The sequence below is a fragment of the Pseudomonas sp. Root401 genome (assembly GCF_001425105.1).
In the GTDB taxonomy this organism is placed as follows: domain Bacteria; phylum Pseudomonadota; class Gammaproteobacteria; order Pseudomonadales; family Pseudomonadaceae; genus Aquipseudomonas; species Aquipseudomonas brassicacearum.
On the sequence record NZ_LMDO01000019.1, the window covers coordinates 20171 to 44304 of the forward strand.

A 24134-nucleotide genomic window follows, 5' to 3' on the forward strand; every position below is an offset into this window, starting at 1 on the left:
CTTCAAGACTCCTTGGAAGGGCGTGCCAGGCGTTGGCCAAGGGCCAGCTGCCAGCGGGCGGGCAAATGCCCGAGCAGGCGCAGGACCAGCGTGAAGGACCACGGAAACGCAATGTCCAGCGGGCGCGCCGGCAGGCGTCGCGCGATATGGCGGGCGGCTCGTTTCGCCGACCAGCGCATGGGCATGGGAAAGTCGTTGCGTCGGGTCAGTGGCGTGTCGACGAAGCCGGGACTGACCAGGGTGACATCGATACCCTCGGTGGCCAGGTCGATGCGCAAGGATTCGATCAGATAACGCAACGCGGCTTTGGACGCACCGTAGGCGCCGGCGCGAGGCAGGGCCAGCGAGGTGACCGCACTGCTCACCGCCACCAGATGTGGACGCTGGCCCCGGCGCAGCAAGGGCAGGGCAGCCTCCAGGCAATGGCAAGTACCCAGCAGGTTGGTGTTGATGAGCCGTTCGACCAGGCGGGTGTCGAAGTGGCCCGGCTCCAGGTATTCGCAGGTGCCGGCATTGAGGATCACCAGATCGAGCGCCCCCCAATGAAGGTCAATCTGCTGGCAGATCGTGGCGACCTGATGCGGGTCGGTCAGGTCGCCCGGTAGCACCAATATCTGGTCTTGATAGCGTGTGGCCAAGGTCTCCAGGGGTTGGCTCCGGCGCGCGCTCACAGCCAGGAGATGTCCCTGTTCCAGAAGGACTGCCGCCAATGCCGCGCCAATGCCGCTGCTGGCGCCGGTCAGCCAGACACGGCTCATGCCAACCTCCGCTTGAGCCAGCGAATCACCGATCCAAACAGCGGCAGATGTTCGTAGAGCAGGGCGCCTGCGTCGAAAAAGTCTTGATGCAGGTAGATTCGAATTCGATCATTCCAACGCAGATAGCTGCAGCCTTGCAGCGCGATGGGTGCTCCTCGCGCCAGGCGGGGATGGCTGAAATGCAGGGTCCAGCGCAGATAGCCCTCTCCGGGACCGACTTCATCGAAGGCGTGGAAGTCATAGCGCAGGTTGCTGGCGTTGGCGTACAACTGGGCAAAGTAAGTGCGCAGGGCCGGCAGGCCCTCGATCCGGTGCAGAGGGTCTTGGAACTGTATGTCGGCGCTGTAGAGCTCATCGAGCTCAGCCAGGCGACTGGCGTCCAGCTCGGCGAAAGCGTGGGCGAAACGCTGGAGGTAGACGGACATGCATAGGCTCCGATTGTTGTACAGGAAATGATTCCTGTACAAGTTTTCAGAAGCCTACTGCACGCCTTGTACAAATTAAAGTTTTTTGTACAAGTAATTTCGCTATTTTGTACAAGTCCAAGCGAGGCACGCGCTGGACACTGGGGTCAAGCCCCGGCCAAGGTCGGATAGTCCGTATAACCGCGCTCGTCGCCCTGGTAGAACGTCGATGCGTCAGGGGTGTTCAGCGCCTGGCCTCGTTTGAAGCGCTCCACCAGGTCCGGGTTTGCCAAAAACGGCGTGCCGAATGCCACCAGGTCTGCTTCTCCACGGCTTATGGCAGTGGCGGCGCGTTCGGCGCTGTAGCCGCCATTGGCAACGTACGTCCCGCCGAAGCGACGCTTGAGTTCCAGGAAGTCGAACGGGCCTTCGCCCAATTCCACGATGTGCAGGTAAGCCAGGCCATAGCGGCTGAGCATCCTGGCCGTATAGTCGAAAGTCGCCTGCGGATTGCTGTCGCTCATCGAGAAGTAGCTGAAGATCGGCGACAGGCGAACGCCGACGCGGCTGGCGCCGAAGACTTCGATCACCGACTCGACCACTTCCTTGAGCAAACGTGCACGGTTCTCGATCGAGCCGCCGTAGGCATCGGTACGTTGGTTGGTGCCGTCACGCAGGAACTGGTCGATCAAGTAGCCGTTGGCGCCATGAATTTCCACGCCGTCGAAGCCGGCCAGCTTCGCGTTGGCCGCGGCCTGGCGGAAGTCGGCGACCACACCGGGGATTTCATCGAGCTCCAGGGCCCGTGGCAGCTCATAGGGCTTGAGGCCTTCGGGGGTGTAGATCTCGCCATCGGCCTTGATTGCCGAGGGAGCCACGGGTTGGGCGCCGTTGACCTGCACCAACGGATGGGAAAGACGGCCTACGTGCCAGAGCTGCAAGAATATCTGCCCGCCCTCGGCATGGACCGCGTCGGTCACCTGTTTCCAGCCGGTGATCTGCTCAGGGGTAAAGATCCCTGGCGTTCTCAGGTAACCCTTGCCCTGGGCCGACACCTGGGAGCCTTCGCTGACGATCAGGCCGGCGCTGGCGCGTTGGCTGTAGTACTCGGCCATCAGGGGCGTGGCGGCATCGCCAGCACCTGCGCGGCTGCGGGTCATTGGCGCCATGATCATGCGGTTTTTCAGGGACAGCTTGCCGACTTGAGTGCGGGACAACAGAAGATCGAGACCGATGTCAGTCATGATTCACCTCTAAGGGATCGGGTATGAATTAGGGATTGAGTAGAGGGTCGGCTAAGCCAACCGGCCCTCTTGTTGCAAAAGGGCGCCGATGCGCTGGATTTCTTTCTCGCCTTTTTCCAGGGCGGCCTCGCTGGTGTGCACCGAGTAGTAGCCCATCACCAGGTCATGGGGATGCTTGACCGCCGAACCGAGCACGAAGGAGGTCGTGCCCCGGGCAACGATGTCGATGACCTCGCCGGACGCTTCGAATACCACCATTTCTCCGGCATTGACGTGGCCGCCAGCATCGAGACTGCCGTCGTTGACTGCCAGCCAGGCGACGGTGTGCCCGGCCGGCGGCGTGTAGCGCCAGTGCTCGTTGTCCTGCAACTGCACGGCGAGGTAATTCATGCCCGCCGGGGAGGCGACGCCGCTGCGGGCTGCGCCGTATTGGCCAAGCAACACCAGCGCCGGACCTTCCCGGGGGATCTCGGAGGGCGCCAGGTAGACGCTGCGGGCCGGGGCATTTTCTTCTGCCGCCGGCAGTGCAACCCAGAGCTGGAAGCCTTGGATCGGCGAACCCGCGACCGGCCGGGCGCTGTGCCACACGCCGTTACCGGCTTGCATCCACTCCATGCCGCCGCTGGGCAGCGTGCCTGATTGGCCCGTGGTGTCTTCGTAGATCACCTGGCCCTCGATCATGTAGGTCAGCGTGGCGATCCCGGAATGAGGGTGCATGCCGAAACCTCTTTGCATGGCATCGGCGTTGAAGGCGAAGTGATCGAGAAACACGAATGGCTTGCAGAGCTGGCCCAGGTCGCCGGGGCTCATGAGCCGGGTGATCGGTCCATGGCTGCTGCCGCAGGTGCGATGGGCGATGGCGCGCGGCGGTGCTGCGACGATGCTGTTCATGGGGTTGCCTCCAAGTCTTGGGCGTTGAGCCTCGATGCGAGAAGGATAAGTGCCTGCCAATAGATTGATTAGCCGATACAATCGGATTGAACTCATCCATAAAACGAAGGAATGTCAGCGCCATGCTCGATCTCAACGATGTTGCGCTGTTTGTCCAGGTGGTCCGCAGCGGCAGCTTCGCCGAAGCCGCCAGGCGCTTGGGCATGCCTTCCAACACCGTCAGCCGACGGGTCCAGCAGTTGGAGGTGCAACTGGAATCGCGACTTTTGCAGCGCTCGACCCGCAAACTCACGCTGACCCATGCGGGCCAGGGGTTTTATGAACGCTGCGTGGATGCCGTGGATGGCCTGATGGATGCCGGACAGGAACTGATGATGGGCAGCGAGGAGCCCAGCGGCCTGGTGCGCATCGCGGCGATGGCGGACTTTTTCGATTTCTTCCCGATGGAATGGGTGGCCGACTTTTTAGCCGCGCATCCGCGGGTGCAACTTGATTTCGTGCTCAGCGATGCCCGGGTCGACCTGATTGCCGACCGCATCGACGTTGCCTTTCGCGGCGGTCCCTTGCAGGACTCGGGGTATGTCGGTCGTCAACTGCTCAAGAACGACGGCGACGGCATGGTTGCCAGTCCCGCGTACATTGCCGCGCGCGGCACGCCGCTTTCGTTGCAGGACCTTGCTCACCACGACGGCGTGAGTTTCGCTCATCCCGGCGGCACGGCCCATTGGCGATTCGTTGGCCCGGACGGCATCGAGGAACAGGTGCAGATCGCCAGCCGCTTCCACGCCAACACCGCCCAGGCGTTGCGCAGGGCGACCGTCGCCGGCCTGGGCATCGCCGTGTTGCCGGGGGCGCTGAGCAGCCTCGACCTGGAAGCCGGAAGGCTGGTGCGTGTGTTGCCGCAATACCGGCGCATCGGCTTCGGCCTGAATGTGCTCTATCCGAGCCGGCGGCAGTTGCCGCTGGCGGTTTCGGCATTCATTGGGTTGGTGATGGAAAAACTGGAACTCAAGGCGTTTCCGGCGCGGATGACGTAGGCGCAGTCGATCGTTTTCGATCGTTCCCACGCTCCTGCGTGGGAACGTCGCCAGGGACGCTCCGCGTTCCGCTTCTGGAGTGTGACGCAGAGCGTCACCGGATGCATTCCCATCATCGCGCAGTAGCCCATTTTTTTCCTTCCCTGCAACGATAAAAACCCTCGTTTCGCAAATCTCCCCCCGCCAACACAATCGCCTCGACACCTGATCTCGATAGCTGCAAGCGCAGAACAACAAAAAATCAGAACCCGAGGCGGCGCTATGCCGGCCTGAACCAAACCTACTGCCGGAAGTGCACAGACATGCCCGTTGAAACCCTACGCATCGATACGCTTGTTATAGGCGCCGGCCAGGCCGGCATCGCCATGAGTGAGCACTTGAGCCGGCAAGGCGTGCCGCATCTGGTGGTGGAGCGAAGCCGCATTGCCGAAGCCTGGCGCACATCACGCTGGGATTCGCTGGTGGCCAACGGGCCGGCCTGGCATGACCGCTTTCCGGGGTTGGAATTCGACGGGCTCGGTCCAGATGACTTCGCGACAAAGGACCAGGTGGCCGATTATTTCGAAGCCTATGCCAACAAGTTCAACGCGCCGATCCGTACCGGCGTGGACGTCCGGAAAGTCGAGCGCAATGTCGGCCGTCCGGGTTTCACCGTTGAAACCTCTGAAGGCTTGATCGAGGCGATTCATGTGGTTGTCGCCACCGGGCCCTTCCAGCGGCCGGTGATTCCACCGATTGCACCCGATATGGCGACGGTTACCCAGTTGCACTCGGCCCAGTACCGCAACCCCGGGCAATTGCCTGAGGGTGCGGTGTTGGTGGTGGGGGCCGGGTCGTCGGGGGTGCAGATCGCCGATGAGCTGCAGCGCGCTGGCAAGCAGGTCTATCTCTCGGTGGGTGCTCATGATCGTCCGCCACGGGCCTATCGCAACCGCGATTTCTGCTGGTGGCTAGGCGTGTTGGGCGAGTGGGATGCGGAAGCGGTCCAGCCCGGCAAGGAGCACGTCACCATTGCGGTGAGCGGCGCCCGTGGTGGTCATACCGTGGATTTTCGCCGGCTGGCCCACGAGGGCATCACCCTGGTGGGGCTGACGAAATCGTTCAACGGGCGCGTGGTGAGCTTTGAGCCGAATCTCGCCGAAAACATCGCCCGTGGCGACGAGAATTATCTGGCGCTGCTGGATGCCGCTGACGCCTACATTGCCCGCAATGGCCTGGACCTGCCGCTAGAACCTCAAGCCCGCGACCAACTGCCCGACCCGCAATGCCTGACCCAGCCGATCCTGGAACTGGACCTGGTCGCCGCCGGTGTGACCAGCGTCATCTGGGCCACTGGCTACTCGGTGGATTACAGCTGGCTGAAGGTCGACGCCCTGGGTGCCAACGGCAAGCCTCGGCATCAGCGCGGCGTTTCCAGCGAACCGGGCCTGTATTTCGTCGGCTTGCCCTGGTTGTCGCGACGAGGCTCGGCGTTCATCTGGGGCGTCTGGCATGACGCCCGGCATATTGCCGATCACATCGTGAAGCAACGCATTTACCTCGCCTATCAAGATGCTGCCCAGCGCCAGGCCCCTGCGCGCGACAGCGATTCGTATCGTTCGAAAACCAGTCTCTCGGGAGTCCGTTGATGCCTACTCACACACGTATTCGCATGTTCAACACCAAGGACACCTACCCGAACCAGACGCTGGACAACGACCTGTGCCAGGCCGTGCGTGCCGGCAACACCGTCTATGTGCGCGGCCAGGTCGGCACTGATTTCAACGGTCAACTGGTGGGCCTGGGCGATCCTCGCGCCCAGGCCGAGCAAGCCATGCGCAACGTCAAGCAATTGCTGGAAGAGGCCGGCAGTGACCTGAGCCATATCGTCAAGACCACCACTTACCTGATCGACCCGCGTTACCGCGAGCCGGTGTACCAAGAGGTCGGCAAGTGGCTCAAGGGGGTGTTTCCGATCTCCACCGGGTTGGTGGTCAGTGCCCTGGGCCAGCCGCAGTGGCTGATGGAAATCGACGTGATCGCGGTGATCCCTGAATAAGGAGCGGAGCATGACTTTTTCCATCGTTGGACGCTGTGCCGAAACCGGCCAGTTGGGCATCGCCATCAGTTCCTCGAGCATTGCCGTCGGCGCCCGTTGCCCCTGGTTGCGCGCGGGCGTCGGCGCGGTGTCGAGCCAGAACATTACCCTGCCGGCCCTGGGGCCGCAGATTCTTGACGAACTGGCCGGCGGCCTGGTGGCCCAAGCGGCGCTGGAGCGGACCCTGGCACGCAATGGCTACAGCCAGTATCGCCAGGTGGCGGTGATCGATGCCGAGGGGCGCACGGCGATTTTCAGTGGCGAGCATACCCTGGGCACCCACAACGCCGTGGCCGGTGAGCAATGTGTGGCGGCCGGGAATCTGTTGGCCAACGGTGCAGTGATCGAGGCCATGGTCGCGGCCTTCGAGCATAGCGCCGGCTGTCTTGCAGCACGCTTGGTGAGCGCGTTGCAGGCCGGGCAGGCGGCGGGCGGGGAGGCCGGGGCGGTGCATTCGGCGGCGCTGTCGGTGGTCGATGACCTGACCTGGCCCATCGTCGATCTGCGGGTGGACTGGGCTGAGGAAAACCCCATCGGCGAACTGGAAAAACTCTGGCTCGCCTATCAGCCGCAATTGCAGGATTACCTGACCCGCGCGCTCAACCCGACGCTGGCGCCCAGTTATGGAGTGCCGGGCGATGAGTGAGCTGCGCAGTCGCGCCCTGCTTGCCGAACTGGTGGGCTTTGCCACGGTCAGTCGCGAGTCGAACCTGGCCTTGGTCGAGTTCGTGCGCGATTACTTGCAAGGGCTGGGCGTGGATAGCGAGCTGATCTACAACGCCGAGCGAACCAAGGCCAACTTGCTGGCGAGCATTGGCCCAGCGGTGCCCGGTGGCGTGGTGTTGTCCGGGCATACCGACGTGGTGCCGGTGGATGGGCAGGCCTGGACGGTCGATCCGTTCTGCCTGACCGAGCGGGACGGCAAATGGTTCGGGCGCGGTACGGCGGACATGAAGGGGTACCTGGCATCGGTGCTCGCAGCGGTGCCGATGTTCCTCGCCAGCGCGCTTCGTCGACCGCTGCACCTGGCGTTTTCCTATGACGAAGAGGTGGGGTGCCTGGGCGTTCACAGCCTGTTGGACGTGTTGGTTCGACGAATTCCCCAACCAGCGCTGTGCCTGATTGGCGAACCCACCCAACTGCAACCGGTGCTGGGGCACAAAGGCAAGCTGGCGATGCGTTGTCATGTCCGAGGGGCGGCCTGTCATTCGGCCTATGCACCTTACGGGGTCAACGCCATCGAGCAGGCGGCGCGCCTGATGGGTCGCTTGGGCGAGATCGGTGCACAGCTGGCCGAACCATCACGGCATGACCCGCGCTTCGATCCACCGTTTTCCACGGTTCAGGTCGGGGTGATCCAAGGCGGTACGGCGCTGAACATTGTCCCGGCCGATTGCCGTTTCGATTTCGAAGTGCGCGCCTTGCCGGATTTCAATCCCCAGGTGGTGGCCGAGCAATTGCAGGACTTTGCCGAACAGGCACTGCTGCCGGCGATGCAGGCGGTGGCGGGTGATACGGCGATTGGTTTTGAACCGCTGTCCGCCTACCCAGGGCTGGCGACCTCGCCTGACAGCGCTGCTGCACAACTGGTTGCGCGACTGTGCGGCAGTGACGCTTTCAGCACCGTCGCTTTCGGCACTGAAGGCGGCCTGTTTCACCGGGCCGGCGTGCCAACGGTGGTCTGTGGCCCCGGCAGCATGGACCAGGGGCACAAGCCCGACGAATACGTGAGCGTTGAACAGATGGCCGCCTGCGATCGCTTGATGGATCGGTTGGCGAGCTATCTCGCTGAACCCAATGGGCCGTGACCACGAGGTGTCCAAGGTGAACGATTTCAACATCAGGAAAATCCTGGCGGCCAGTCGTGCCGACATCCACGAATGGGCCGACAAGAGCCTTATTGCTGTAGACCACTCCGCCCGCGCTTACGGCCACCCTTGAGTCCCGTCGTCGGCTCGTGCGGGCGAGCCGGCATTTTCGAGGAACCGCTTCATGTCCAGATCCTTGCGTTGCAATATTGCGTGTGCGTTGGCGTTGTTGAGTTCCAGCGTCATGGCCGCGCCCCAGAGCTTGACCGTGATTTCCTTTGGCGGCGCCACCAAGCAGGCCCAGGACAAGGCCTACTTCCAACCCTTCAACGCCAGCGGTGCAGGAAGCATCGTGGCCGGCGAATACAACGGTGAGCTGTCGAAGATCAAAGCCATGGTCGCGGCCGGTCACACCAGTTGGGACGTGGTCGAAGTGGAAAGCCCCGAGTTGCTGCGAGGCTGTGAGGAAGGCTTGTTCGAGAAGCTTGACCTGGCCGGCCTTGGCGACCCGGCCAACTATGTGCCCGGCGCACTCAATGAGTGTGGCGTCGCAACCTACGTCTGGTCGATGGTCCTGGCCTATGACCAGAGCAAGCTCGCCAAGGCGCCCAGCTCCTGGGCGGACTTCTGGAACGTTGCCCAGTACCCGGGCAAGCGCGGGCTGCGCAAAGGGGCCAAGTACACCTTGGAGATCGCCTTGCTGGCCGATGGGGTCAAGTCGCAGGACTTGTACAAGGTGTTGAACACCCCGGAGGGCGTGTCCCGGGCCTTCGCCAAGCTGGATCAGATCAAGCCGAATATCCAATGGTGGGAAGCCGGCGCCCAACCGGCGCAATGGCTGGTGGCGGGGGACGTGGCGATGAGTGCCGCCTATAACGGGCGCATCGCGTCGGCGCAAAAGGAAGGCATGAAGCTGAGCATTGTCTGGCCGCAGAGCCTGTACGACCCGGAGTACTGGGCCGTGGTCAAGGGCACGCCGAACAAGGCCCTGGCCGAGCAGTTCATTGCCTTTGCCAGCCAGCCGCAGACCCAGAAGGTGTTTTCGGAAAACATCCCTTATGGGCCGGTGCACCGCAAGACGCTGGCGCTGTTGCCGACGGCGGTACAGGAACAATTGCCCACCGCCGAGGCCAACCTGGCTGAAGCGCAAGCCGTGGATGCGGAGTTCTGGGTCGACCATGGCGAGGAGCTGGAACAACGCTTCAACGCCTGGGCGGCTCGCTAGGCACTGAACCGCCCTTGTGGCGCGGGAGCAAGCTCGCGCCGGGGGCGCAGGAGCCGTGTAGGAGCCGTGTAGGAGCTGGCGAAGCCTGCGATCTTTTGATTTTGATCTTTCGCTCTCGACTCAATTGTCTGGAACAAGATCGCAGCCTCGTTGCACTCGACAGCTCCTACACAGCTCCTACGCGGCTCCTACAGGGGGTGGCGCGAGCTTGTTCCTTCGCCACAGGGTTCGGTGTTTGACTGGGTGTCAGGCCAGCCATTGCCTGAACTGTTCCTTGCAATAATCCACGAACAACTGGGCCGGTTTGGTCAGGTGGGTGCGTTTGAGCCAACCCGCCACCAAGGCTGAACCGGTCACGTCCTCGGCGATGTCGACGCACACCAGGTGTTGCCCATCGTAGGTGCAGGTGGAGTGCGGGCGGGTCACCAGCACGGCAAAACCGAAAGACTGGCCGACCATGCCACGGACCATCTCGATGGAAGGCGAGCTGAACACAATGTTGGGCGTCAGGCCCAGCTCCTCGAAGATGCTCACGAAATAAGTCCGACTGGGCTGCACGTCCAGCAGGATCATCGGTTCCAGCGCCAGGTCGCGCAGCGAGACCTGGGCCTGATCGGCGAAGCGATGCCCAGCCGGCAATAACGCATAGGGTCGTTGCGGTGCCGTCAGAGCCTCGGTCTCGATGGTGCTGTCGAGGTCGTGCTCATAAAAAATCGCCAGGTCGAAACGTCCACCCGTCAAGCCTTGCACCAGTTCCTGTTGCTCGCCGTCCTGCACGCGGATCTCCACCCCCGGGAAGCGCTGGCGAAAGCCGGCGATCAGGCGCGGCAGGTAGAGCGGGGCGACGGTTTCGAAGCAGCCGATGTCGATTTGCCCGCTGACCACATCGTTATCGGCCAGGGCGTTCTGCTCGAACTCCCGGGCCATGCGCAACAGCTCCTGGGCCTTGCGATAGAAGCGTGCGCCACCGGGCGTCAACGATACGCCCTGGGCGTGATGACGGATGAGCAATTGCACGCCGAAGCTGTCCTCCAGCCCCTTGATGGCGGTGGCAATCGATGGCTGGGCGATGTACAGCTTGCGGGATGCTTCGGCGACGCTGCCACATTCGACGGTGGTGACGAAGTATTTCAGCTGACGCAGGGAATAGGACGCCACGGCACACCTCGATCCGGATGGTTTCTGCCTACCTTACCTTGTGCTCAGGGGGCCGGGGGCGGGCATTGATACGGATTTTGCTGGGCAGTGACGATATTCAGACTGGCTTGGGGAGAAGCCAGCCCAAAAAAACGCCTGCCGAAGAGTCATTGGCAGGCGTCTGGGAAAGACCGGCACAGAAAGGAGGGACTGGCCGGGGTAGGGAGCAAGGGTCAGGCCACCGGAATCAACGGATCAGCCGCCGCCAGGGCCGCCGCGCGGTCGGCGGCGGGTGGGTAGATCCACACACTGTTGATCTGGGTCTTGAGATCCTTGGCTTCCTGCCCGACCAGCTTGAGTTGGCGATCCCAGCCTTCGGTATACACCGCACCCCAGGCGCCCAGGTCCAGGCAGGTCACGTACTTGGGTTGGCTGTAGGGCATCGGCGCCACACCCAACAAGTCGGCCGCGACGTTGTTGCCGGCGTAGCGACCCAGGGAGATGGCGTGCTGGCAAGACATCGCCGCGTAATTGCCCAGTGTGTCGGTGGCGGCATAGGCCACGTCACCGGTGGCGAATATGTCGTTTTGCCCCAACACTTTCAGATGGCCGTCGACGTGCAGGCGGCCCTGATGATCACGGGGGGCTGGCACTTGCTGGGTCAGCGGGTGGGCACGGAAACCCACGGTCCAGATCACGGTATTGGACTCGATACGCTGGCCGTTCGACAGGGTGACACCGCCGGCATCCACCGAGTCGACTGAAGCATTGAGGATCCACTCGACGCCCAGGTGATCGGACGCTTCGATCACGGAGGGGCGAATGCCGTCGCCCAACGACGCGCCGATCTGCGGCGCGCGATCCACCACGATGACCCGGATGTTCGCGTCCTCACCCAGGGCGGCCCGCAGGCGGGTTGGCATTTCGGTGGCGGTTTCGATGCCGGTGAAGCCGCCGCCGGCTACCACCACGGTGTTGCGGGCTGGGCTGTCCGGCAGGTTTTTGAGGGACTTGATGTGGGCTTCGAGGCGCGTTGCCTGTTCGATCTCATCGACGTCGAAGGCATGTTCGAGCATGCCTTTGAGATCGGGGCGAAACAGTTTGCTGCCCGCCGCCAGTACCAATCGGTCGTAACCCAGGCTGCCCTGGGTACCGAATACGTCCACGTAGCCGACCTGTTTGCCCTCGACGTCGATACTGCTCGCCGAGCCCTGTACGAACTTCACGCCCACTGCATCGAACAGTCCGTCCAGCGGAGCCATCATGGTGTGGACGTCCGGCTCATAGAAACGAGGCCGGATGCGCAATTCCGCCTGGGGTGCCAGGACAGTAATCTGCACGTCATTTCGATCATGCTGGTCCAGCAGGCGGGCCGCGCTCAATGCGCTCCATACTCCGCCGAAACCAGCACCAATAACCAGAATTTGCTGTTTCATGATTTGCTCCCGAAGACAAAATCGATACGTTGAATGAATTAAACTTTTCAGCGTGACCGTGGCGCGAAGTACTCCAGAAACGCCTGGCTCCAATGTATTCACATCAAGCACATTCAGTTTCGGTTCGCTGTAGAAAATCTTATTGGCCGGGACTGTGTTTAACACTTCTACATAAGGTCATCGGGCCCATGCTTGGGTAGGTATGATCTATACGAAGGTATGAGGGGGCGCAGTCAAGCAGACCGGGCCAGTACCGATTCGATACAGGCGATCAATTCAGCGCAGTCGAAGGGTTTCGGGAAAAACGCCACCAGCTCGGGCGTATCAGCGTTGACACGCGGTGGCACGCCAGGGTATCCGGTGATGAAAATGATCGGGATATGAATGCCCAGGGTCGACAATTGATCGTACATCTGAATACCCGTCATGCCGGGCATTTGTATATCCGATATCAGGCAGGCTGTATTTTCAAGTTCGCAGGAAGATAAGAAGTCCAAGGCGCTGGCATATGTTTCAACCCGATATCCGTGGGAACGTAACAAGCCATCCAGGGCAATTCTAACTGATTCATCGTCATCAATAATTGAAATGATTGCGGTGTTGGACATGTCGATACCTGGGGTGATATCAGGTAGCCATAAAGGCGCCCGTTATCAGTGCAAGATACGCCGTCCAATGGGCCCGCCAAGTATACGTGGGTATGAACTTTCTACTGCTCGCCACGCAATTCCAGTATCTGGGCCATGCGCACCAGATCGGCGAACGAACGTGCGCACATTTTGCGCATGGCGTGGCCGCGGTGAATCTTGACCGTGATTTCACTCAAGCCTATTTCCCCGGCGATCTGCTTGTTCATCAAGCCCGACGCTGCCAGCGCCATGACCTGCTGCTCCCGGGGCGTCAATGCGGCGTAGCGATCAAGAAGTTGCTGGTGGCTGCGTTCGGATTCGTACCGCAGCCGGTCCTGCTGATGGGCGGCGGCTACGGCATCGATCAGGTCCTGCTCGCGAAACGGTTTGGCGAGGAAATCCACGGCACCGGCCTTCATTGCCCGCACGGTCATGGCGATGTCACCGTGACCGGTCATGAACACGATTGGCAGGTGAACGTTGGCCGCGGCCAGTTCGCGCTGGCAATCCAGGCCGCTGGTGCCTTGCAGCCGCACATCCAGTACCAGGCAACTGGGCAGGTCGAGCCGGGGATGATTCATGAACTGCGCGACCGAACCGAACAAGTGGACCTGCATGCCGATGGAGCGCAGCAGGCTGCCGAGGGATTGGCGCAGTGGTGCGTCGTCGTCGACGATGTAGACGACGGGGGCATCGCCGATGACCGGGTGGGGTGTGTGTGGTGGGTTCATTGGGCGTTCCCCGCCAGGGTGGTGCAAGCGAGCAGCGGCAGCGCGAATCTGAACGAGGTGCCTTGGTCGGCTTCGCTGGTCGCCCAGAGCCTGCCGTCATGGAAATCGATGATGGACCGGCAGATGGAAAGGCCCATGCCCAGGCCGTTTTCCTTGGTGGTAAAAAACGCATTGAACAAGGACGGCAGGGCCTCGGGAGCAATGCCCGTTCCGTGGTCGGTCACCTCCAGCAGCGCTTCGTCATCCTCTGTCCAGGTGCGTATGTGCAGGATTCGTGCGTGTACCTTGACCCCGTCCATGGCGTGACAGGCATTGATGATCAGGTTGATGATCACTTGCTGCAGTTGCACCCGGTCTGCGCTGACCTGGCCGTCCGTCGCTGCCAGGTCCAGTTTCGCCCGGACTTTATGATGCGTCAGTTGCTGCTGGACCAGGTTCAGAGTCTCGCGGACGATGTCGTCCAGCCGTTCGGGTTGGCGCAACGGGTCGCATTTGCGCGACAGCGCCCTGATACCGCTGATGACCTCGCTGGCACGACAGCCGTTGGCGACGATCCGGTCGAGGCAATCCAGGGCTTCATCGAGATCAGGTTCCGGACGTTCGAGCCATCGGCGGCAGGCCTCACCGCTGCTGGTGATGGCCGTCAGTGGCTGGTTGACCTCGTGGGCAATGGACGCGGCCATTTCCCCCAGGGAGGTCAAGCGAGTGACGTGGGCCAGTTGGCTCTGGGCGCGGAACAGTGCTTCTTCGGCCAGCTTGCTGGCGGTGACGTCCATGAGTGCGCCGAGGTACTGGAAACGGCCATGCTGGACGAGCAGTGGGCTGGCGATCATGTGGATGTGCTTGATGCGCCCATCAGGCATCAGCAGCCGAAGCTTGACCTCTATCTGCGGCTCGCCAGCGGCGGCCTGTTGGAAAACCCCGCGTGCCAACTCCAGGTCTTCAGGATGGGTACGCTCCAGCATCATCGACACCGTCGGCGTCCTGCTGGGTGGGTATTCGAAGATCCGTGCCGACTCCTCCGACCAGGACATCTCTTTCCGATCACCGCGAAAGCCCACGCTGCCGGTCTGGCTCAGGCGCTGGGCGCCGATCAGGTAAGCCTCGTTATGCCGCAGGCTGTCGGACGCCTGCTTGCTGCGCAAGGCCAGGAACGCGATGGCCGACAATGCGGTCAGGCAGCGGAAGAAACCGGTGGTCGATTCCCAGCGGTGATAGCCGCCGTTGTACAAGAACATCGCGGTGAGCAGGAACATGCTCATCAGCGCGACGGCGATCACCAAGTTGATTGAAAACAAGTTGGCCGCCATCAACAACAAGGTGATGTACAGCAGCGTCGGGGCCAGGTCGGAATGGGTTTCGGAGTTGATAATGACAATCCCGCAGGCCACCACCAGGCCTACCAACCAGCCGAGGGCGTTGACCAGCGGGTGACTACTGATGCCCATCGACGGTCGCGGCCCGCCCTGGCATGGGGTGTATCGAAGGCTGTCATAGGCGTTCTTGAGCATCGCGGAGGGTAGGGGCACGCTGGCAGACCTTTTGTTTTTACGGGGTCTCGCTCTGGGATGTCGGGGAGACAGAGCATCGGTTCGTATCTTAGAAGCGGCCCTTTATCTGAGGTAGGACATAAAACCCTGAAATCCCGCCAAGCCGTGCCACCTCCTTTGTGGCGAGGGTGTATACCGAAGTATCGATGACGCCGCCCAAAGGGTGAGTCGAGTGTCCCCACGTACGACAGACACTGGCCAGCCTCGGGGATTACGCTTTCAACACCTCGTCGCCGTAGGCCTTGATGGCGGGCGCAGGCGATGATCTTGTCCACTCCTGACTCAATGGCCTGGCGCCTGGGGCGACGACTATGATGAACAGAAATGATCTGCGTCGTGCTGACATCAGTTTGCTGGTGGTCTTCGAAACCATGATGCACGAGCAAAACGTTACCCGCGTCAGCGAAAAGCTCTTTCTCGGCCAGCCAACGATCAGCAGTGCCCTGGCGCGCTTGCGGTTGATGTTCGATGATCCGTTGTTTATCCGTTCGGGACGGCTGATGGAACCGACCTCCCGGGCCCAGGAAATCTTCTCCAATCTGTCACCGGCGCTGGACGGCATCGCTGCCGCCTTGAGCCATTGCCAGGCGTTCGAGCCGGCCACCAGCGAGGCGACCTTCCATATCGGGCTGTGCGATGACGTCGAGTACGCACTGCTGCCGGAGCTGTTGCGCCGCCTTCGGGTCGAGGCACCGGGTACCACCTTGGTGGTGCGCCGGGCCGATCAATGGCAGGTGTCCCAGCTGTTGGCCTGCGGCGAGATTTCCCTGGGTATCAGTCCGACGCTGGAGCTGCCGGCCAATGCCCGACGCAAACTGCTGCGGCCGATTCGACCGATGCTGTTGCGCGCTGATTCGCAGCCCGGTGAACTCACGCTGGACGAGTTCTGTCGTCGGCCCCATGCGATAGTGTCGTCCATGGGCAATGTCATCGATGATTCGGACCGCGCGTTATGCCTGATGGGCCGACAGCGCCGGGTGGTATTGACCGTGCCGCAATTCAGCGCCTTGCCCGTGCTGTTGGCCCAGAGCGACATGATCGCCATCGTGCCCGATTACGTTGCCCAGGCGATGGCGGTGACGACCGGCATGAGGGCGCAAGCGGCCCCGATCTGCTTACCACAGTACGAGCTTTCCATGGTCTGGCGCGGCGCCTCGCACAATGATCCGGGGGAGCGCTGGCTGCGTTCGCGTTGCAGCGCGTTCCTGGCCGAGCAGGCCGACCCGCGGGAGCACTCGAGGAGAGTGGCCTGACGGGACCGTACCGTAAGGAATTCGCGCTCAGCGAGAAAACCGGTTGCGATACTCCCGGGGGGAAATCGAGAGATGGCGCTGGAAGGTGTGACGCATTCGTTCCTCGTCACCGAAGCCGCAGGATCGGGCGATCTGGTCGATGTTGCGCCGGGAGTCTTCGAGCATTCGACGCGCGGCTTCAAGTCGGAACATCTCGACGGCTTTGGCCGGGGTTCGTCCGGTCTGGCGTTTGTAGACCCGGGCAAAATTGCGTGGGCTCATCCTTGCCTGGCGGGCCAGTCGTTCGACGGTGAGGTTGTCGTCATCCAGGTGTTCGGTCATCCAGGCGTGCAGTTCGTCGAACCCGGCGCTGTCCTGCATCTGCAACTGCAACAGTTGGCTGAACTGCGCTTGTCCGCCGGGGCGCTTGAGAAACACCACCAGCTCACGGGCCACCTGCAGGGACACGTCGCGCCCACAATCGGCTTCGACCAGTGCCAGGGCCATGTCGATGCCGGCGCTGACCCCGGCCGAGGTCCACACGGCGTCCTGCTGGATGAAGATCGCGTCCAGGTCCACTTCAATCGACGGGAAGCCGCTCTTGAGCATGTCGCACATGGCCCAATGGGTGGCGGCGCGGCGTCCGTCCAGTAAACCAGCCTGGGCCATGAGGAAGGTGCCGCTGCATACCGATGCGGTGCGCCGGGCCTTGACCGAGGCGTTGCGCAGCCATTGCACCAGGTCGATGCAGTCAATCATCGCCTGCCGTATGTCCGGTGCGCCAGGCACGATCAACGTGTCGATGAGCGTTCCGTCGAGCTCGTGCAGGGCGCGGGTATCCACGACCAAGCCTTCGGCGGTCTGCGTCAACCCGCCTTTCAGGCTTGCGGTGTGCAGGGTGTAGCCGGGCAGGCCGCGCTCAGTCATGGCTTTGGTGGCGGCCCAGAAAACGGTCTGGGCACCGGTCAGGTCCAATAGGCCCATCTGCGGATAAGCCAGGAATACCAGTGTGCGCGGTTGGGAAATGGGCTCGGCGGCGATGCCGACATCCAGGGTCATCTCGTTCATGGTCGTTTCGCACTGGGTTCTTCAGGGACGATCAGGGAGTCTATCCGTTTTCGGCACAATTGAACGACCGGCCCGCGGGGCGGAATGGAACTTGCCTGAGCTTTGGTCCATCAGCCCTGGAATCCTCAAAGGTCGGGTCAATGAACAACTCCAACATGGCGCAGCCAGCGATCTCGTCGGACCTGTTGCCGACGCTGCCGATCAATCGGTTCCGCACCGCAGACATCGATGAGCACGCCCGCAACATGGGCGGCTGGCAGGTTTGCTATGACCAGTTGACCCCCGGACGCTTCGAAGGCGAGTTGGTCGAGTTCCGCTCGGACTGGATGCAACTGGTGCGCGACCGCTCTAATCAGGCACTGGCCAAGCAAGGCATGGCCTGGGAGGGGGCCATCACCTTCAGCGTGCCACTGAGTGCCGATGGGCCGGTCTTTTGCTCCGGGCACCCGATCATCGAGCCCAGCCTGATGGTCGCCCGTGGCCAGAATCTGCCCGAGTTGCGCACGCCCCAGCATCTCGATCTGCTCAGTGTTGCCATCGAAGAGCAGGCGTTGAAGCATGTGCTGGAACGACAGGGCAGTCGCTTTCGAATTACCGATCTTCCCAAGTGTTACCGTCTCGGCAACTCGACGCTGCCAGCCGAGCTTGCGGCGTTGTTCGATGAACTTGAAGGCGACGGGCAGGGGCGTGATTCATTGCTGGGTTACGAATCGATTCGCCGTGGCCTGCGTGACACGGTGATGCTGCACATACTGGAACTGGTGGCACCGGATGAGGCGCCGCCGCTCAACCCCACTGCGCGCAAGCGCATGGTCGACCGTGCCCGGGAATATGCCTTGACCCATGTCGATGAGCCGCTGTCGATCCTCGACCTGTGCAACCACATCGGTGCCAGCCGGCGAAAACTGCAGTATTGCTTCCAGGAGACGCTGGGCATCAACCCCGTGGCCTATTTGCGGGCGTTGCGCCTCAATGCCGTGCGTCGTGAACTGCGTAGCGGCGGCCATGCCCGGGGTGTACAGGAGGTGGCGGCACGCTGGGGCTTCTGGCATTTGAGCCGGTTTTCCAGCGACTATCGGGTGCTGTTCGGCGAGACCCCTTCACAAACCCTGCGTCGCACGCATCTGTGCTGAAAACGGATAACGGCTGACCGGCCAGCTCCCTAGGATGACCCCAACACCACTTGGTTGGAGGGGCATTCGATGTATCAAAAAAATTATAAAACCAACGTCTTGCGCTGTACCTGGTTAAGCCTGGGGTTGATTGCTGTTTGTGGCGCTGCCCATGGCACCGAAAACGGCGCGCCGACCACGGCGGTCGGGGTCTACGACTTCGGTGCGGGCATGATGCCGCCGGCCACGCCCTTTGGCACTGTCGGCCTGCGCACCGCGTTCTATTCGGCCAACGTGCAGAAAGATCGCCACGGCAAGTCCGTGGACAACAATTTATCCCTGGATGTGTTGTCCATCGCCGTCGCCTACATGCGCATGACCGATTACACCGTGCTGGGCGCCAAGTATGGCTTCGGCGCCGTCGTGCCGTTTTTCCAGATGGATGCCTCGGTACAGGTGCAGACGCCTGTCGGCCCGCTGGACCTTGCGGCCGATCCGTTTCGCCTGGCTGATATCCAGGTGTTGCCGGTGATCCTGCAATGGACCCTGTCGCCGAACCTGTTCGTCAACGCCCAGTTCCAGATCCAGACCCCCACAGGCGACTACGACAAGAATCGCTTGATCTCGCCGGGCGTCAACCACTGGACCTTCTCGCCGATCCTCAACGCTACCTACCTCTCCGACAGCGGCTTCGAGGTGTCTTCCAGTTTCGAAGCCGACATCAACACCCGCAACCACGCCACCGACTACAAGAATGGCGTCGAGTACCGCCACGAATTCGCCGTGGGTCAACACGTTGGCCCGTGGACCGTGGGTGTGGGCGGCTATTACTACCGGCAATTCACCGATGACGATGCGCCGGGCCTGGAAGCGGGCAATCGCGCCCGGGTGTTGGCGGTCGGGCCGGCAGTGGGCTACTTCAAGCCCGGCATCCCCCCGGTGTGGCTGCATGTCTACAAGGAGCTCGATGCGCGAAACCGCGCCGAGGGCTACACCGCGGCGCTGCGTATTTCTCAAAGTTTCTAAAAGGGGCTCGCCATGAACCAATCAAGTTCCGTTTCAACGGCGGCCACCCCGTCCCGCCAGGCCAGTTGGCGTGAAGGGCTGGTGCTGATGCTGGGCAGCAGCCTGACGATCATGGGGTCGGTGATGGTCACGCCCATCCTGCCCAGGTTGGGCGCCGAATTTGGGCCCTTGGAACCGCGCGCCGATCTGCTGGTGCCGTTGGCGATTACCGGCCCGGCCTTGGCGATTGCCGTGTGCGCACCGTTGGCTGGCTGGTTGGCCGACCGCGTCGGGCGCAAAGCCTTGCTGGTGATCGCCACGGTGCTCTACGCCTTGCTCGGCGCCTTGCCGGCGCTACTCGATAGCCTGCCGTCGATTGTCGGTGCGCGGCTGTTGTTCGGTTGCACGGAGGCGGCGGTGATGACCTGCTGCGCAACCTTGATCGCGGACTATTGGCAAGGCGAGGAGCGGTTGCGCTACGTCAATCGGCAGGTGGTGACCATCGGCCTGGTGGGGGCGCTGTTTTTTGTGGTGGGCGGTGTGCTCGGCGAGCATTCGTGGCGTGCGCCGTTCCTCCTGTATTTGCTGCCACTGCTGCTGGTGCCGGTAATGATGAAAGTGCTCTGGGAACCGCCGGTGGCGAAGCTACAGAGGGTCGAGCAGCGCGTCGATGAGTCGGGACCGGCCAAGGTCGCCGTGCGGCAACTGCTGGTCGGTTACCTGATGATCCTGGGCGGCATGGTCCTGACGTTCGTCATGCCGATCCAGGCGCCGATGCTGTTGGTCAGCCTGGGTATCACCTCCAGCACGATGATCGGCCTGGCCGCGGGGTTGAGCCTGTTGGCGACCTTGGGCGGTTCGCTGATGTGGCCGTTGCTGCGCCGCCGCTTCGGCATCGCTGGTTGCAACGCACTGTTGCTCGGGCTGATGGGCCTGGGGCTGTGGCTGCTGATGCGCGGGCAGAGCTACAACGCCGTGCTGGTGGCGGTTTTCATCCAGGGCCTGGGGGCCGGCCTGCTGGTGCCCAACGTGATGGCGCCGGTGATGAATGCCTTGACCGCCAGCACCCGTGGCCGCGGTTTGGGCGGGTTTACCTCATGCCTGTATATCGGCCAGTTCGTCAGTCCGTTGGTGGTGGCCTTGGTGGTTGTCTTCGCCGGTGACCTGCGTCACGCCATCCAGTGGCTGGCCCTGGCCAGTCTTGCCTTGGCGCTGCTCTGGGTCGTTGCCGGCCTGCGAGCACGGGGCCAGGGGCAGGCAAGCACTCTCGGATCACATCAATCGTCATGACATAAGGAACCTGAGACATGGGTATGCAAGACATCCACCACCTGATGGACACTGAAGATGCTACGGCGCTGGCCGAGTGGGTCAGGCGTGGCGAGGTTCAGCCCGGCGAACTGCTGGAAACGGCCATCGAGCGCCTGGAGCGGGTCGAGCCGCAGCTCAATGCGGTGGCCGAGCGCTTGTACGATTCGGCCCGGGAGGCGGCGCGCAAGCCTCAGGCTGCACAAGGCCTGCTGGCGGGCGTGCCGACCTTGATCAAAGACCTGTTTTCACCAGTCGACGGTGCGGCGATGACTAACGGTTCGCGGGCGCTGGGCGACTGTCGTGCGGATTTTGAATCGGAAGTCGTGGCGCGGTTGCGGCGTGCCGGGTGCCAGGTGATGGGCACCAGTACTTCTCCGGAGTTCGGCACCTCGTACACCACTGAATCCGCGCGCTTCGGCGCCACCCGCAACCCTTGGAGCACCGATCATAGCGCCGGTGGCTCCAGTGGTGGCGCGGCGGCACTGGTGGCGGCCCGCGTGGTGCCGTTTGCCCACGGCAACGACGGTGGCGGTTCATTGCGTGTGCCGGCGTCTTGCTGTGGCGTGTTCGGGTTCAAGCCCAGCCGTGGCCTGATGCCGTCGGGGCCGATAATGGGCGAGGGCTGGGCGGGGATGGGCACGCCTCATGCGATCACTGTGTCGGTGCGCGACAGTGCGGCGCTGCTGGATGCCACCGCCGGGATGGACCTGGGCGCGCCGTACGCCGCACCGGTCCAGGCGTTGCCGTATGTGATGGCGGTGCAGGCTGATCCCAAGCCGCTGCGCATTGCCCTGGTCGAGCAACTCGAGCCCTGGCCTACGTCACCCCAGAGCCTTCAGGCGGTGGGCGAGGCCGCGCGGCTGTGCGAGTCCTTGGGGCACCGTGTCGAACCGGTGAGCCTGCCGGTAGGGTTGCTGGAGTTTCTCGACCACGTGTTCAGCATTATTGGTGCAAGCACCCGTCGCTATGTCGATTTGCTGGGCCAGATGCGTGGGTTCGCCGTGCAGGCCGAAGAACTGGAGGTGCGTACCCGGATCATCCTGCGGGACAAGGGCAACGTCAGCGGCGCCCAATATGTCGCGGCGGTGGAATGGATTCATGCCCTCGGCCGGCAGTTGGCGGTGTTCATGCAGGATTACGACGTGATCCTGACCCCGGTCCTGACCCGTGAACCGATGCCGATTGGCGAACTGGATCTGCAGGATGTGTGCATGAGCCTGGATCAACTGCACGAGCGCTACCACAGCTATGCGCCGTTCACTGCGTTGTTCAATGCCAGCGGTCAGCCGGCGATGTCGGTGCCGTTGTCCTGGAGCGTCAATGGCCTGCCGATGGGGGCGCATTTTGCCGGTCGCTTTGGCGAGGAAAGCACCTTGCTGGCCCTGGCCGCTCAACTGGAACGCGCCCATCCCTGGCGCGGCCGAGTCCCACCGGTCAACGCCTGCCGGCGGTAAAACTGTGGGAGCGAGCCTGCGCGCGAAGGCGTTGGGTCAGTCGGCATCATCGTTGGCTGATAGTCCGCTATCGCGAGCAAGCTCGCTCCCACAGTGGGGATTTGTGGTGGTCGCTGGTGTCTTGGGCGACTCGGAAAAAAACTGTGGGAGCGAGCCTGCTCGCGAAGGCGTCGGCACATCCAGCATCATCGCTGGCTGATAGACCGCTATCGCGAGCAAGCTCGCTCCCACAAGGGGATTTTTGCTGGATAGGGCTCTGGGGTTGTCCCAGAGCCCTTGAAAGTCAGTAACGGATCATCACCGACTTCAGTTCGGTGTAGTCATCAATGAATGCGCTGCCGAATTCACGGCCTATCCCAGAAGATTTACTGCCGCCAAAAGGCACCGCCGGGTCGAGCAGGGTGTGCATGTTCACCCAGACCGTGCCCGCTTCGATGGCGGGGACCATGCGCAGGGCTTTGCCCAGGTCGTTGGTCCAGAGGCTGGCGCTCAGGCCGTAGGGGGTGTCGTTCATCAGCTCCAGCAGTTCCTCTTCACTGTCGTAAGGGAAGAATGTGGCGATCGGGCCGAAGGTTTCTTCGTTGAGCAGGCTGTCGTCGCGGCGATTGGCGAGGATGATGGTCGGCTCGACATAGCAACCCGGTCCATCGATCAGCTTGCCGCCGTGGACGATGGTGTTGTTCTGTGCGCGGGCCTTGGCGAAGAATTCTGCGAGTTTGTGCTGGTGCTGGCGGTTGGTCACGGGGCCGAACTCGGTGCGTTCGTCCAGAGGCGAGCCGATGCTGAGTTTGCTCAGGCGCTGGGCCAGTTTGTCCATGATCGACTCGATCTGCGAGCGATGGACAAAGAACCGTTCCGCTGCAGCGCAGATCTGTCCCGAATGCAGAAAGCCCGCCTCGATGATGCCGTTGACCGCTACCTCGGGATCGACATCACGCAGGAATCCCGCCGCATTCTTCCCGCCCAGCTCCAAGGTTGCACGGGTCAACCCGGCACCCATGGCCGCTTGGCCCACCGCCAGGCCGGTGGGCACGGAACCGGTGAACGAGACCTTGTTGGTGCCCGGATGCTCGATCAGCCCTTTGCCCACCTGTCCGCCGCCGGTCAACACATTCAGCGCGCCGGCTGGAAGGCCGGCCTCGATGGCCAGTTCAGCGACGCGCAGGATGGTCAGCGGGGTGAACTCGCTGGGCTTGATGATGATGCTGCAACCGGTCACCAGGGCTGAGGCCAGTTTCCAGATGGCGATCATGGTGGAAAAATTCCACGGCACGATACCGACCACCACTCCGACCGGTTCGCGCAAGGTGAATGCGGTGTAGCGTTCGCCAGCGAAGGAGGGCAGTGATGGGGTGATCGTCTCGCCGTTGATCTTGGTCGCCCAGCCAGCGTAGTAACGCAGGAAATGGGCGGCCTGGTCGACTTCGAAGGCCCGGGAGATGTGGATGATCTTCCCCGACTGGCAGGTCTCGATCTGCGCCAGCTCTTCGCGGTTGCGTTCCAGCAGGTCTGCCAACTTGAGCAGCACATGGCCGCGGACTGCGGGTGCCGTTTGGGACCACTGCTTGAAGCCGCGGCGGGACGACTCCACCGCCGCATCAATGTCGCCGGGAGTGGCGTCGCTGACCTGGGCGATGACTTGGCCGGTGGCGGGGTTGACGACGTCCAGTGTCTGGTTGCTCTGGCTTTCGACGTAGCCACCGTCGATGAACAGGGCGTGATGTCTACCGAGGAAGGCTTCGACCTGAGGCAGCAGGGCAATATCGCTCATGAGGGTTTCCTGATCATGAATAGGGAAAGCTCCGAGGGTAATCCCGGCAGGACCGTCCAGCTTGACTGTGCCTGCCGCGCCGTATGTCTGTGGCTGCCAACCTGGGTGGTTGGCAGCCAGGAGCAAGGCCCCGTGCAGGCAGGGACAAGCCAGCCCGGACGGTTTGCGATCAGATCCGGGTTTCGACTTGATGGCATAGGGGCGGGCGATGTTTCTCCAGACCAACAAACAGAAACTGGCGTTGACTGCACAGG

The 24134-nt window shown here is 62.4% G+C and carries 22 protein-coding genes; 11 read left to right on the top strand and 11 right to left on the bottom strand.

Annotated elements, in window-relative coordinates; translation table 11 throughout:
- Window positions 1-2 precede the first annotated feature (2 nt).
- The 4 genes from ASC85_RS15850 to ASC85_RS15865 all read right to left on the bottom strand — a co-directional run bounded on the left by ASC85_RS15850 (window position 3) and on the right by ASC85_RS15865 (window position 3297).
- Window positions 3-758 (bottom strand): SDR family NAD(P)-dependent oxidoreductase, encoded by a 756-nt coding sequence (locus ASC85_RS15850; RefSeq protein WP_057450357.1) that lies wholly within the window; start codon window positions 756-758, stop codon window positions 3-5.
- Window positions 755-1183, bottom strand: a complete 429-nt coding sequence (locus tag ASC85_RS15855) for a nuclear transport factor 2 family protein (protein WP_057450359.1) — start codon at window positions 1181-1183, stop codon at window positions 755-757. Before ASC85_RS15855 ends, ASC85_RS15850 begins: the two co-directional genes overlap by 4 nt.
- A 146-nt stretch (window positions 1184-1329) precedes the next feature.
- On the bottom strand, window positions 1330-2406 hold the full coding sequence (locus ASC85_RS15860) for an alkene reductase (RefSeq protein ID WP_057450361.1): 1077 nt from the start codon (window positions 2404-2406) through the stop codon (window positions 1330-1332).
- A gap of 51 nt (window positions 2407-2457) precedes the next feature.
- Window positions 2458-3297 (bottom strand): pirin family protein, encoded by an 840-nt coding sequence (locus ASC85_RS15865; RefSeq protein WP_057450363.1) that lies wholly within the window; start codon window positions 3295-3297, stop codon window positions 2458-2460.
- Window positions 3298-3419: 122 nt separating this feature from the next.
- Here ASC85_RS15865 and ASC85_RS15870 point away from each other — a divergent pair, with 122 nt between their 5' ends.
- The 6 genes from ASC85_RS15870 to ASC85_RS15895 all read left to right on the top strand — a co-directional run bounded on the left by ASC85_RS15870 (window position 3420) and on the right by ASC85_RS15895 (window position 9444).
- Window positions 3420-4334, top strand: coding sequence for a LysR family transcriptional regulator (locus ASC85_RS15870; RefSeq protein ID WP_057450364.1), 915 nt, complete (start codon window positions 3420-3422; stop codon window positions 4332-4334).
- A gap of 302 nt (window positions 4335-4636) precedes the next feature.
- Window positions 4637-5962: a flavin-containing monooxygenase gene (locus tag ASC85_RS15875; RefSeq protein WP_057450366.1), complete on the top strand. Its 1326-nt coding sequence runs from the start codon at window positions 4637-4639 to the stop codon at window positions 5960-5962.
- Complete coding sequence (locus ASC85_RS15880) at window positions 5962-6372, top strand: RidA family protein (protein ID WP_003201555.1); 411 nt, start codon at window positions 5962-5964, stop codon at window positions 6370-6372. The genes ASC85_RS15875 and ASC85_RS15880 overlap by 1 nt, the downstream gene beginning before the upstream one ends.
- Before the next feature lie 10 nt (window positions 6373-6382).
- Window positions 6383-7057 carry a DUF1028 domain-containing protein gene (locus ASC85_RS15885; RefSeq protein WP_057450368.1) on the top strand — a complete coding sequence of 225 codons (675 nt, stop codon included), beginning with the start codon at window positions 6383-6385 and terminating at the stop codon, window positions 7055-7057.
- Window positions 7050-8219 carry an acetylornithine deacetylase gene (gene argE / locus ASC85_RS15890; protein WP_057450371.1) on the top strand — a complete coding sequence of 390 codons (1170 nt, stop codon included), beginning with the start codon at window positions 7050-7052 and terminating at the stop codon, window positions 8217-8219. Before ASC85_RS15885 ends, argE begins: the two co-directional genes overlap by 8 nt.
- Before the next feature lie 244 nt (window positions 8220-8463).
- Window positions 8464-9444, top strand: coding sequence for an ABC transporter substrate-binding protein (locus ASC85_RS15895; RefSeq protein ID WP_013693282.1), 981 nt, complete (start codon window positions 8464-8466; stop codon window positions 9442-9444).
- Between the two features lie 246 nt (window positions 9445-9690).
- Here ASC85_RS15895 and ASC85_RS15900 read toward each other — a convergent pair whose 3' ends face one another.
- From ASC85_RS15900 to ASC85_RS15920, 5 genes are all read right to left on the bottom strand, one after another.
- The gene (locus ASC85_RS15900; RefSeq protein WP_003201562.1) at window positions 9691-10602 is read right to left on the bottom strand and encodes a LysR substrate-binding domain-containing protein; all 912 of its coding nucleotides are present in this window, start codon (window positions 10600-10602) and stop codon (window positions 9691-9693) included.
- Window positions 10603-10814: 212 nt separating this feature from the next.
- The gene (locus tag ASC85_RS15905) at window positions 10815-12017 is read right to left on the bottom strand and encodes an NAD(P)/FAD-dependent oxidoreductase (RefSeq protein WP_057450373.1); all 1203 of its coding nucleotides are present in this window, start codon (window positions 12015-12017) and stop codon (window positions 10815-10817) included.
- Between the two features lie 233 nt (window positions 12018-12250).
- Window positions 12251-12625, bottom strand: a complete 375-nt coding sequence (locus ASC85_RS15910) for a response regulator transcription factor (RefSeq protein WP_057450375.1) — start codon at window positions 12623-12625, stop codon at window positions 12251-12253.
- Between the two features lie 101 nt (window positions 12626-12726).
- On the bottom strand, window positions 12727-13377 hold the full coding sequence (locus tag ASC85_RS15915) for a response regulator transcription factor (RefSeq protein ID WP_057450377.1): 651 nt from the start codon (window positions 13375-13377) through the stop codon (window positions 12727-12729).
- Complete coding sequence (locus ASC85_RS15920) at window positions 13374-14825, bottom strand: sensor histidine kinase (RefSeq protein WP_057450379.1); 1452 nt, start codon at window positions 14823-14825, stop codon at window positions 13374-13376. Before ASC85_RS15920 ends, ASC85_RS15915 begins: the two co-directional genes overlap by 4 nt.
- A gap of 413 nt (window positions 14826-15238) precedes the next feature.
- On the opposite strand from ASC85_RS15920, the gene ASC85_RS15925 reads away from it, so the two are divergent.
- Window positions 15239-16180: a LysR family transcriptional regulator gene (locus tag ASC85_RS15925; protein WP_057450380.1), complete on the top strand. Its 942-nt coding sequence runs from the start codon at window positions 15239-15241 to the stop codon at window positions 16178-16180.
- A 27-nt stretch (window positions 16181-16207) separates the two neighbouring features.
- Here ASC85_RS15925 and ASC85_RS15930 read toward each other — a convergent pair whose 3' ends face one another.
- Window positions 16208-17218 carry a GlxA family transcriptional regulator gene (locus ASC85_RS15930; protein ID WP_057450382.1) on the bottom strand — a complete coding sequence of 337 codons (1011 nt, stop codon included), beginning with the start codon at window positions 17216-17218 and terminating at the stop codon, window positions 16208-16210.
- A 149-nt stretch (window positions 17219-17367) separates the two neighbouring features.
- Here ASC85_RS15930 and ASC85_RS15935 point away from each other — a divergent pair, with 149 nt between their 5' ends.
- The 4 genes from ASC85_RS15935 (at window position 17368) to ASC85_RS15950 (ending at window position 22109) form a co-directional block, all read left to right on the top strand.
- The gene (locus ASC85_RS15935; RefSeq protein WP_057450384.1) at window positions 17368-18360 is read left to right on the top strand and encodes a helix-turn-helix domain-containing protein; all 993 of its coding nucleotides are present in this window, start codon (window positions 17368-17370) and stop codon (window positions 18358-18360) included.
- Window positions 18361-18429: 69 nt separating this feature from the next.
- The gene (locus ASC85_RS15940) at window positions 18430-19365 is read left to right on the top strand and encodes a SphA family protein (protein WP_057450386.1); all 936 of its coding nucleotides are present in this window, start codon (window positions 18430-18432) and stop codon (window positions 19363-19365) included.
- A 12-nt stretch (window positions 19366-19377) separates the two neighbouring features.
- Entirely contained in the window at window positions 19378-20634 is a 1257-nt protein-coding gene (locus ASC85_RS15945; protein ID WP_057450388.1) for an MFS transporter, read from the top strand.
- Between the two features lie 17 nt (window positions 20635-20651).
- Window positions 20652-22109, top strand: coding sequence for an amidase (locus ASC85_RS15950; protein WP_057450390.1), 1458 nt, complete (start codon window positions 20652-20654; stop codon window positions 22107-22109).
- 283 nt (window positions 22110-22392) lie between these two features.
- On the opposite strand, the gene ASC85_RS15955 is transcribed toward ASC85_RS15950, so the two are convergent.
- The gene (locus ASC85_RS15955; protein WP_057450392.1) at window positions 22393-23880 is read right to left on the bottom strand and encodes an aldehyde dehydrogenase family protein; all 1488 of its coding nucleotides are present in this window, start codon (window positions 23878-23880) and stop codon (window positions 22393-22395) included.
- Between the last annotated feature and the right edge of the window lie 254 nt (window positions 23881-24134).